8 protein-coding genes and 1 pseudogene are annotated in these 10123 nt (G+C 67.8%); 5 read left to right on the forward strand and 4 right to left on the reverse strand.

The features are described from left to right. Nucleotides 1-763: pseudogene (locus B2W70_RS02095) on the reverse strand (hypothetical protein); the annotation flags it as partial. A 121-nt stretch (nt 764-884) separates the two neighbouring features. On the opposite strand from B2W70_RS02095, the gene B2W70_RS02100 reads away from it, so the two are divergent. The 3 genes from B2W70_RS02100 to B2W70_RS02110 are packed head-to-tail and all read left to right on the forward strand — an operon-like array spanning nt 885 to nt 3233. Next, nucleotides 885-1292 carry a hypothetical protein gene (locus tag B2W70_RS02100; RefSeq protein ID WP_286742353.1) on the forward strand — a complete coding sequence of 136 codons (408 nt, stop codon included), beginning with the start codon at nt 885-887 and terminating at the stop codon, nt 1290-1292. Nucleotides 1293-1299: 7 nt separating this feature from the next. Continuing rightward, complete coding sequence (locus tag B2W70_RS02105; protein ID WP_286742355.1) at nt 1300-2571, forward strand: hypothetical protein; 1272 nt, start codon at nt 1300-1302, stop codon at nt 2569-2571. Between the two features lie 26 nt (nt 2572-2597). Continuing rightward, on the forward strand, nt 2598-3233 hold the full coding sequence (locus B2W70_RS02110; RefSeq protein ID WP_286742356.1) for an MBL fold metallo-hydrolase: 636 nt from the start codon (nt 2598-2600) through the stop codon (nt 3231-3233). A gap of 78 nt (nt 3234-3311) precedes the next feature. Here the strand turns inward: B2W70_RS02110 and B2W70_RS02115 are convergent, their stop codons facing one another. After that, complete coding sequence (locus tag B2W70_RS02115) at nt 3312-3596, reverse strand: DUF2917 domain-containing protein (RefSeq protein ID WP_058087336.1); 285 nt, start codon at nt 3594-3596, stop codon at nt 3312-3314. Between the two features lie 175 nt (nt 3597-3771). Here B2W70_RS02115 and B2W70_RS02120 point away from each other — a divergent pair, with 175 nt between their 5' ends. Further along, the gene (locus B2W70_RS02120; RefSeq protein ID WP_286742359.1) at nt 3772-5217 is read left to right on the forward strand and encodes a PLP-dependent aminotransferase family protein; all 1446 of its coding nucleotides are present in this window, start codon (nt 3772-3774) and stop codon (nt 5215-5217) included. 66 nt (nt 5218-5283) lie between these two features. On the opposite strand, the gene B2W70_RS02125 is transcribed toward B2W70_RS02120, so the two are convergent. Beyond that, nucleotides 5284-6297, reverse strand: a complete 1014-nt coding sequence (locus B2W70_RS02125; RefSeq protein ID WP_083505946.1) for a M48 family metallopeptidase — start codon at nt 6295-6297, stop codon at nt 5284-5286. 77 nt (nt 6298-6374) lie between these two features. Beyond that, nucleotides 6375-7901, reverse strand: a complete 1527-nt coding sequence (locus tag B2W70_RS02130; protein WP_286742363.1) for an MFS transporter — start codon at nt 7899-7901, stop codon at nt 6375-6377. Nucleotides 7902-8053: 152 nt separating this feature from the next. Here B2W70_RS02130 and B2W70_RS02135 point away from each other — a divergent pair, with 152 nt between their 5' ends. Continuing rightward, the gene (locus tag B2W70_RS02135) at nt 8054-9883 is read left to right on the forward strand and encodes a methyl-accepting chemotaxis protein (protein WP_083505944.1); all 1830 of its coding nucleotides are present in this window, start codon (nt 8054-8056) and stop codon (nt 9881-9883) included. The last annotated feature ends 240 nt before the right edge of the window (nt 9884-10123 follow it).

The following is a 10123-nucleotide window of genomic DNA, read 5'->3' on the forward strand; positions in this document are numbered from 1 at the left end:
GGGAGCCGATGTAGCGGGGCTCGCGGCCCCAAGGGGTCGGGCGCAGGGCAGCCTCGCCAACCTCCGCCTCGTCTTGAGGCAGGACCTGAGAGAAGTCCACCTTGGCGCCAGATGTGACCTGCTCCCCCGTTCGCATCGCACGCACGACGCCATCCTGGCCGATCACGGCCAGCACCCCAGCGTTACCAAACCGTTGGGTGTCGTGGTCGCTGACCAGGTAGCTCACCGGCATGGTGATCACCACGATCTCGCTGCCATCGCCATCGTCCACCCTTCGGCTGATGTCCATGACCGCCTCGCCGCCACCGGCGGGCTGGTAGGGCCGGCTGACGAACAGCTCCGAAAAGGCGGCATGGTGAGCCAGCAGTTCACCCGACACCGACTCGCCCGCCCCGTCCGATCGGGAGCTCGCCAACACCCGCCCCTGGCTGTCGACCAGCCGCGTCGTGAACAGCAACTTGGGCAGCAGCAGGTTCTGAGCGTGCAGCTCGGCGAAATCGCCCCCCTTGCCGGCAAAGCGGCGCGCGTAAGCGATCAGCTTGAGGTTCTGGTTGATTTCGTTGAGGGCGCGAAGGGTCTGGGCCTGGTAGGTGTCGACGAGGCGCTCGGTGGCCAGCAGGGACGTCTCGTGCGCGCGCTTTTCCTCGGTGCGGGACGTGTTGAATGTCACACCCCACATGAGTGCCAGCGCGACCAACGCAGCAACCGGCACGAGCACATGGGGTGCCGCCAGCCAGCGCAACGCGTGATGCAAAGGGTTCATCGGTTCATCCTGCAGGTCGAGGTATCGTTTGGTAAATCGGCCAAAACCCTGCATTCTTGAGCGTGGGGCTGCCGAGCCGGCCAGCGCTACAGTTCACCACCCAACAGCCGATGACCCCAAGATGAGACTGTCCCTCAGTGCACCGCTCCTGATGGCCGTGGGCATGACGCTGAGCGGCGTGGCCCTGGCGGACAAGGTCGCGGTCATCACCGCCATCAACGCCCCCCCGCTGTCCAAATCTCAACTGGCCAAGGTCTACCTGGGGCGCAGCTTCGAGCGCACTCCGCTGGACTTGCCCGAGGGGCACCCCCTGCGCGCGGTGTTCTACCGCGCCGCGACCGACAGCGACCTGACCCAGGTCCGCACCACCTGGGCCCGGGTGATGTTCACAGGCCGAGGCGAGCCGCCTCGCGAATTGCCCGATGCGGCGGCCGTCAAAGCAGCCGTGGCCGCCAACGCCAACGTCGTGGGCTACATCAACGCCAGCATGGTCGACAACTCTGTTCGCACCGTGATGGTCTTGCCGTGAGGGACACATGAAGTCGCTGTCACCCCCCCCTCTCCTGTTGATCGCCTGCTGCGCGCTCCTTCCCCTGGTGGCCCATGCTCAGTACGAGTCAGCAGACGGCCGGCTCAAGCTCTCCGGTTTCGGCACGCTGGGCGTGGCGATCTCCGACGAAGAGAAGGTGGCCTACTCCCAACCTGGCCGCCTCGATGGCGTGCGCGACGGGCTCAACCTCAAGCTGGACACCAAGCTGGCCGTGCAAGGCCGCTACAAGCTCACGAACACCGTCACGGCCACGGTCCAGCTGCTGTCCAAGCACCGTCCCCAGAAGGACTTCAAACCCGAGGTGGAGTGGGCCTTCCTGCGCTGGGACGCCAGCCCATCGCTGTCGCTGCGCGCCGGGCGCCTCGTCTCGCAAACCTTCATGCTCTCCGATGCCCGCGACGTGCATTACACGCAGTTGACGGCCCGCCCGCCCATGGACGTGTACGGACAGGTGCCGGTCAACCGCTTCGAAGGCGGTGACCTCACCTACCGGTTCGAGCTGGCCGACACCGCGATGCAGGCCTCGCTGTGGGGTGGTCAATCGAAGTCGAAGTACGCGGCGCTGGTGCTGGCCGAAGAAAACACCGTCACCTACGAGCTGCGCCACCTGATCGGGTTCAACCTGAGCGCTTCGCTGGACAACGGCCTGAGCCTGCGAGCCGGAACGGCCTCGGCCAGGGCGACCATCCACGACCGCAATGATCAAAAGCTGATCGGCGCGTCCGCCTTCGTGCTGTCTGCGCTGGATGACTTCTACGGCGACGGCGACAGGGTCCGCTTCTCGGGCATCGGCGCGTCGTACGACCGCGACCAGTGGCTGGTGAACGCGGAGTACACGGTCCGCCAAGGCAAGAGCCGCATCCCCGACACCAAAGGTTGGTACCTCACCGCAGGCTACCGCCTGGGCGCGTTCACGCCTTACCTCGGCGTCTCCAGCGTGCAGGTGACGGACTCGAACCGCAACAACCCCTTCCAGGCAGCACTGGGGCAACCCGTTCCCCTGGCGCCCTTGGCGGCCGACATCCAGCGCTTCGTGGAGGGCCTGCACGTCACCGAACGCACCACGATCCTGGGCGTGCGCTGGGACGCCGCCAGCCAGGTCGCCTTGAAACTGCAGCTCAACCACATCCACAAGCCGGCGCAGTCATCCGGCTGGTTCTACGCGCCCGATGGCGGCTTCTCCAGCGCCTCCACCGACTTCTACGGGCGCGAGCAGCGCGTCAACTTGCTGTCGCTGACGCTGGACTTCGTGTACTGATCGAGGTTTCTCGTACCATCGGCGTCATGCTGCGCCGCCTCACCCTCCCCGTCACCGCCTTCGAACAAAACTGCTCCCTCGTCTGGTGCGACGAGACGAACGAGGCCGCCCTGATCGATCCGGGCGGCGACATCGGCGAGCTGCTGCAGGCGGTCGAAGAGCGCGGTCTGACGCTCAAGGCCCTGTGGCTCACCCACGCCCACATCGACCACGCAGGTGGCACCGGCACGCTGGCGCGCACCTTGACCCTGCCCATCATCGGCCCGCACGAGGGCGACCAGTTCTGGATCGACGCCCTGCCCCAGCAAAGCCAGATGTTCGGCTTTCCGCAGGCCGAGCCCTTCGCCCCCACGCGCTGGCTGCACGATGGTGACGAGGTCGAGATCGGCAAGCAGACGCTCAAGGTGCTGCACTGCCCGGGCCACACGCCGGGCCACGTCGTGTTCTTCCACGATGGCACGCGCCACGCCTTCGTGGGCGACGTGCTGTTCAACGGCGGCATCGGCCGCACGGACTTCCCCGGTGGCAACCATGGTGACCTGATCCGCGCCATCACGCAGCACCTGCTGCCGCTGGGCGACGACATCACGTTCACGCCCGGTCACGGGCCGGAAAGCACCTTCGGCGAAGAGCGTCAGTTCAACCCCTTCCTCAAACGCTGACCCTGCGCTCGCACCCACGAGGGGTGCGTCGCCCGTGTCGACCACGCCGCGCAGGGCCACCAAGGCAGGTTCCTTGCGTCAAGGCAACGGCTGGCGTTCGTAAGCGCTGCCGTCCCGCACGAACGACTCCAGCACCACCTCTTCCGGCCGAGCCGCCACGTGCCCATGTGACGGACTGAGCACGTGGTCCAAGGGATCGCCTTGCCGCGTCATCCACACCTGCCCATGGCGAACCAGCAGGGCGTCACCGGCACGCAGTCGAAGCCGATGAACCTGTCCTGCGGGCAGCACCACCGGCCCCTTGAGGTTGACGGATGTGACGGGCGCGAGCGCGGGGACCAAACCCCTGATCCAGTTGAACATGGTGAGCCTCGTGGGTGGGTGGGCCTCTCACCTTAGGCAGCAACTGCGCCACGTGGCCGCGTCAGCAGGCCACCAATGCCACCCACACAGGCCGCACCACAGCCCGGCTGTGCCGGTCGTGTGCGCCACCATCTGTGCTGGTCAAACGGTGGGGGTTCCATACAGAATGGGGCTCATGCACACCCACGCGAGCCTGCCCGACACCCTCTACCTGCGCATCGCCGACGCCATGGCCCGGCAGATCCGCACCGGCACACTTTCGCGCGGCGAGCGCATCCCCTCGGTGCGCAACCTGGCGCATCAGCACGGGGTCTCGCAGTCCACCGTCGTGCAGGCCTACCGCACGCTCGAAGACGCGCGCCTGATCGAAGCCCGCCCGCGCTCGGGCTACTTCGTCGCCGCGCGCCCGCCGCAGCTGCCCGAGCCCGACACCTCGCGCCCCCCGAAGCGCTCGGTCAGCGTGGGCATCAGCGCCATGGCCAGCAAGATGATGAGCGTGGCCCACCACCCGGACTACGTGTCCTTTGGCGCCGCCTGCCCCGATGCCGCCTTGTTCGCCCAGGACCGGGTGCGCCGCGCCGTCAGCCGCGCCACCCAGCGCCACCGCGCCACGCTGTGCCAGTACCCCTTCGGCCCCGGCGATGAATCGCTGCGCAAGGCCATCGCGCGGCACGCGCTGCGCATGGGCTGTCACGTCAACGCCGACGACGTCATCGTCACCAGCAGTTGCCTGGAGTCCATCACGCTGTGCCTGCGCTCGGTGACCAAGCCGGGTGACGTGGTGGCGCTGGAGTCCCCCACGTACTACGGCTTCCTGGAAATCCTCGAAAGCCTGGGCCTGCGCGCGCTCGAGATCCCCACCCACCCGCGCACCGGCCTGTCGCTCGACGCCCTGCAGTTGGCGCTGGACACGCAGCCTGTCAAGGCCATCCTGGCCGTGCCCACGCTGTCGAACCCGCTGGGTTGCAGCATGCCGCTGGCCGAACGCAAGCGCCTGGCGCAGATGGTGGCGCGCCACCAGGTGCCGTTGATCGAGGACGTGCTCTACAACGACCTGTGCGAGGACGACGACCGCCGCCGCGCGGTGCAGTCCTTCGACACCGGCGGTCAGGTGATGCTGTGCGGCTCGTTCAGCAAGACGATCGCGCCGGGCCTGCGCCTGGGCTGGATCGCCGCGCCAGGTCGCACCGAGCGCCTGCAGCGCATGAAGTCGGCCACCTCAGGCAGCGAGACCGTGATGCTTCAGCGCGCCCTGGCCGACCTGCTGACCCAGCCCGGCATCGAGGCCGGCTACCGCCAGCTTCGTGGTGTGGTCGCGGCGCGCATGGACGAGGCCCGTGCGCTCATCTCGCGCCACTTCCCCAAGGGCACGCGCATGACCTCGCCTTCAGGCGGCTTCATCCTGTGGCTGGAGCTGCCGGGCGAGGTCGACACCGTGGAGCTGTTCCACACCTGCCTGGAGGAGCACATCTGCATCGCCCCGGGCAGCCTGTTCAGCACCAACGACCGATTCAAGCGCTGCATGCGCCTGGGGCTGGGGGGCAAGTGGGGCGAGGCCGAGCGGCGTGCGCTGGCCCGCGTGGGCAAGCTGGCTGCGGAACTGATGGCCACCAGCCCTTGAGGCCCTCGCCTCATCAAGCGCCTGCGTTCACACGGTGCGCCTGAGCGCGGTGTCGCCCCGATCGGCTCAGTGCCCGTGATCGCCGTGACCGACAGGCATGGACGCTGGGCTCCGGCCCAAAGCGCCCTCACCCCGCCCCCAGAACGCCAATGCCAGCGGATCGGCCGTGTTCAGCCCTGAGCGGGCTGGGGCGTCCCAACGCTGCTCGGGCTTGGGCGCACGCTCGAACAAAGGCATCACCTTGGGCAGGTTGGCCTGGATGTCCTGGATGCGGGTGCCGCTGGACGGGTGGGTGGACAGGAACTGAGGCGGCGCGCCCTTGGAGGCCGCGGCCATCTTCTGCCACAAGGTGACCCCCGCCTGCGGGTTGTAGCCAGCGCGCGCAGCCAGCTCCATGCCGACCAGGTCGGCTTCGGACTCGTCCTGGCGGCTGAAAGTCAGGGTCAGCAACTGCCCACCCATGTTCAGCAAAGAATCACCCAGGCCACCCAGGCCCAGCAGGCCCGAGATCACGTTGGCGCCCAGGCGCGTGGCCGACTGCTTGCCGATGCGCTCGCGGGCGTGCTCTCGCAGGGCGTGAGCCACCTCGTGGCCCATGATCATGGCGACCTCGTCATCGGTCAGCTTGAGCTGCTCCAGGATGCCCGTGTAGAAAGCGATCTTGCCGCCCGGCATGCAGAAGGCGTTGAGCTCTTTGGAGTGGATGGCGATGACCTGCCACTGCCACTGCTTGGCCCGTTTGTTCCAGCTCAGGCTGTGCGGGATGATGCGTTTGGCGATGGTGCGCAAGCGGACCACCTGCGGGTGGTTGTCGGGCAGCAGCGCATTTTGCTGACGGGCCTGCACGGCCATTTGCTGGTACTGCTGGGCGGCGGCCTGCTCGATCTGCTCGGCCGGCACCAGGCGTGCAAAACCCGACTGCCCACCCACGTCCACCCCTTCGCGCGCCCAGGCCGAGGCCACCGGCATCAGCAGGCTGGCGGCCAGCGCCACGCACAGGCCGACCACCCGGGCGCGTGGCCGCAGCGCTTGGCGTGGTTCGTTGATGCGGCGAGGGTGGGCGACAGCGTTCAGGGGCATGGTGTTTGGCAGCGGTTGGGCGCGGGTTGCTGGGGTCTCAAGGGGCAGGGCCACAAATGGGGGCGGCCCTGAAGGAGTCAACGCGCCTCGTCGCGCAACAGCATACGCCGCACCGCCGGCAGCAGCGCGTAGGCCGGGAATGACAGGAAAAAGGTCAGCAGGAAGAAGGCCGAGTAGCCCATCTGCTCGACCCCCAGGCCGCCAGCCCAGCCCGCCACCGCCCGCGAGAAAGCGAAAATCGACGACAGGATGGCGTACTCGGTGGTGGCGCGGCGCTTGTCGGTGATGCCCATCAGGAAGGCCAGGAACGCTCCCGTGCCCAGGCCGCCGGTGAAGCTCTCCAGCGCGCTGGCGGCGTAAACCACCATTTGATGGTTAGCGCTCACTTCGGCTCCAAGCAAGGCGTGCGGCACCACCGAGGCCGCCGCCGCGTACCCCAGGTTGGACAGCGCCTGCGCCAGCCCCAGCACCCAAAGCCCCTTGAAGATGCCGGCTCGGTCGACGTACCAGCCACCCGCCAGGCCCCCGGCGATCGACAGCCCCAGGCCCACGTTGACGCTGACCAGGCCGATCTGCGCCGGGGTGAAACCAGCGTCCACCCAGAAGGGCTTGACCATGAAGCCCATGGCCGCGTCACCCAGTTTGAACAGCAGGATGAAAACCAGCACCGCCAGCATGCCCGGGCGCGCCAGCAGCGCCACCCAGGCGCCGAACACCGGGCCATCGGCCAGGCGAGCCGCCTGTGGGCCCCGCGCCGCGCGCACCATCAAGCTGGCGCCCAGCAGCATCAGCCCGACGGGGATCCCGCCCTTGAACCACCAGGTGCCGCTGATGGCCTGCACCGGCGCCCAGGACAAGGCTTTGCCCACCGGCCCCAGCACCGGCCACAGCAGGCCCGCCAGCACCAGGCCCAAGGCCAGCAGCCACTGGGGCTGGCTGCGCAGCACCCGCCACTCGTCGGCTGCAGCGCCCTTCGGCGCGGGCGCACGCGGTGGTTGCGCCGGCGCCAGCAAAATCAAAGCCGCGTTGAGCACCATCAGCGCCCCGCCAGCCGCATACGCCGCAGACCAGGCCGGTTGCCCTGGCGTGCCCATCCAGCCCGCCACCACCAGCAGACCGCCTGCGGCCAGCATGCCCACGCGGTAAAAGCCGATGCGCAGGCCGTTGGCCAGGCCGTACTGCCCCTTGGCCAGCAGCTCGATGGTGTAGCCGTCGGTGGCGATGTCGTTGGTGGCCGACAGCACCGTGAAGGCCGCCAGCAGCGCCCAGGGCCAGGTGGCGCCCTGCCCCAGGGCCTCAGGCTGGGTGGCCAGCGTCAGCAGCACTGCGGCCATGCCCACGTTGGCCGCCGCGATCCAGCGCCGGTGGTGGCGCCAGGCATCGACCAGCGGCGCCCACAGGAACTTCACCGTCCAGGCCAGCCCCAGCAGGCTGAGCAGCCCGATCTCGGCTGGCCCCACCCCCGCCTGGCGCATGTGCACCGGGAACAGGTCGTAGAACACGCCCAGCGGCAGCCCTTCGGAGAAGTACAGCAGCGCCACCCAGAACATCGGGTTGCGAACGACAGCGGAGCGAGCCGGGCCGGCGGGCAAAGGTGCAGACATGGCGCGGATTGTAGGAACAGGCGCACAAACGGCCTGGGAAGCACGACTTATTTGCGCCTTTTGACTTCAGAGCCTCGGCCATCATGCCGATAGCCTCACCGTGGAGGGCATGCCGCTCGCTCGGTCTGCCCTCTTCCCTCGCAGGAGCCAAGATGAACTTTCGCACCAAAATCTGGATGCTGCCGATCAGCGCAGCCGCAGTCTTCGTCGTCGGCGTGGCCGTCAGCTTTGCTGTTGGCGAGCGCACCTCCGGGATCCTCCAGCACCTCCACGAGGTCGACAACCCGCACATGGCCCACGTGCAGACGGTGGACCGCAGCGTGGAGCAACTGCGCCTGACCCTGCAGACCGCCGCCGCAGAAGGCGAAGCCGAAAAGCTCAAGGAAACCGACGCCATGGTGGCCACGGCCAAGAAGGCCCTGGCCGACATGGGCAAGCTGCCGGAAAAATCCGCGATCGCCAAAACACTGGGTGATGCCTTCGAGGCCTACCAGTCCTCGGCCATCGGCGCCACGCGTGCGCTGCTGACCCAGCAGCCCCCAGGCGATCAACTCGGCAAAATGCAGAGCTCGCTGCAGTCGCTGGACAAGCTGCTGAACGAACACAAGGCTTCGGCCAAAGCTGCCATCGACGAGGCCCAAGCTTCGGCGCGCGCCGGCGTGGACACCAACCTGTGGGTCACCATCGTGACCGGCGTCATCGTGCTGGGCGTGCTGGGCGCGGCCTCGGCCGCCATCGTGTCCTCGGTGTGGAAGGACCTGGGCGACGAGCCCTCGACCTTGCGCGACCTGGTCAGCCGCATCTCCGATGGCCACCTGGACATGAACTTGCAGCACCAGGCAGGCGACACCGGCTCGCTGCGTGGCTCGGTGGTGGACATGACGCACAAGCTGCGCGACACGATCGCCGTGATCCGCCAGGCCACCGATTCGATTTCGACCGCATCGACTGAAATCGCCACGGGCAACCAGGATCTGAGCCAGCGCACCGAGCACACCGCCTCGAACCTGCAGCAAACCGCCAGCTCGATGGAAGAGCTCACCGGCACCGTGCTGCAAAGTGCCGACGCCGCCCGCCAGGCCAATCAGCTGGCATCTGGCGCGGCCACCGCCGCCCAGCGTGGCGAGCAGATCGTCTCGCAGGTGGTCTCGAACATGGCCGAGATCGACAACGCCAGCCGCAAGATCACCGACATCATCACCGTGATCGACGGCATCGCCTTCCAGACCAACATCCTGGCGCTGAATGCGGCGGTGGAAGCCGCCCGCGCCGGTGAACAGGGCCGCGGCTTCGCCGTGGTGGCTGGCGAAGTGCGCACCCTGGCGCAACGCTCGGCCAACGCCGCCAAGGAAATCAAGACGCTGATCAACGCTTCGAGCGAGAAGGTCGAGTCCGGCTCGAAGCTGGTGCAGGACGCTGGCTCGTCGATGGTCGAGATCCTGACCAGCGTGCAGCGCGTCTCGGACATCATCGGCGAGATCAGCGCGGCCTCGTCGGAGCAGAGCCAGGGCATCGGCACCGTCAACCAGTCGGTCAACCAGCTCGACCAGATGACGCAGCAAAACGCCGCGCTGGTGGAAGAGTCCGCCGCCGCAGCAGAGAGCCTGAAAGAGCAGGCCACGCGACTGGCTTCCGCCGTCTCGGCCTTCAAGCTGGGCGCGGGCGGCACGCAAAAGCTGCATGCCGAGCCCGTGCTGACGCCGGTCAAGTCGCTGCATTCGGCACCGACCATGTTGTCGTCTTCGAGCGGGGTCAGCGAGGCGAAGGCCCTGACCTCTTCGGCAACCGTTGCAGCGAGCGCCAGCAAGCCCGCATCGGAAAGCAAGCCTGCCCCAGCCAGCAAGCCCGTGGCCCGTGCCAGCCTGCCCAAGCCGGCGGCCAAGCCTGCCGCCCCGGCCGCTGCAGCCGCAGCCCCTGCCGCCACCGCGAGCTTCACGCCCGCGACGGCCGCCGCCGACGATGGCGATTGGGAAACCTTCTGATCACGTGCTGATCATGGCCTGACGCGAATCGCGTGATCAGGCCCGCGAGATCCGCGAACGCCTGCGAGGGCTTCGCGGATTTTTCTTTGGCGGAAGGGGTTGGGTTGGGTTGGGTTTGTGGTCACGTTGGAGCGACGGCCTGGGGGAGAGGGGGCCTTGCATCGGCCCTGCGCGGGGCACCACCGAGCTTTGCTTCTGTCACCCCTTGAAAACGAACCAGGCAGGTGCCGAGCCATGACA

The organism is Aquabacterium sp. UBA2148 (genome assembly GCF_002328915.1).
Lineage (GTDB): Bacteria > Pseudomonadota > Gammaproteobacteria > Burkholderiales > Burkholderiaceae_C > Aquabacterium > Aquabacterium parvum.

What these genes read in the sequence shown, in the direction of transcription:
- B2W70_RS02110 (WP_286742356.1), top strand. Translation starts at nt 2,598, where the DNA reads ATGCTGCGCCGCCTCACCCTCCCCGTCACCGCCTTCGAACAAAACTGC.
- B2W70_RS02125 (WP_083505946.1), bottom strand. Translation starts at nt 6,297, where the DNA reads ATGCCCCTGAACGCTGTCGCCCACCCTCGCCGCATCAACGAACCACGC.
- B2W70_RS02115 (WP_058087336.1), bottom strand. Translation starts at nt 3,596, where the DNA reads ATGTTCAACTGGATCAGGGGTTTGGTCCCCGCGCTCGCGCCCGTCACA.
- B2W70_RS02105 (WP_286742355.1), top strand. Translation starts at nt 1,300, where the DNA reads ATGAAGTCGCTGTCACCCCCCCCTCTCCTGTTGATCGCCTGCTGCGCG.
- B2W70_RS02130 (WP_286742363.1), bottom strand. Translation starts at nt 7,901, where the DNA reads ATGTCTGCACCTTTGCCCGCCGGCCCGGCTCGCTCCGCTGTCGTTCGC.
- B2W70_RS02135 (WP_083505944.1), top strand. Translation starts at nt 8,054, where the DNA reads ATGAACTTTCGCACCAAAATCTGGATGCTGCCGATCAGCGCAGCCGCA.
- B2W70_RS02120 (WP_286742359.1), top strand. Translation starts at nt 3,772, where the DNA reads ATGCACACCCACGCGAGCCTGCCCGACACCCTCTACCTGCGCATCGCC.
- B2W70_RS02100 (WP_286742353.1), top strand. Translation starts at nt 885, where the DNA reads ATGAGACTGTCCCTCAGTGCACCGCTCCTGATGGCCGTGGGCATGACG.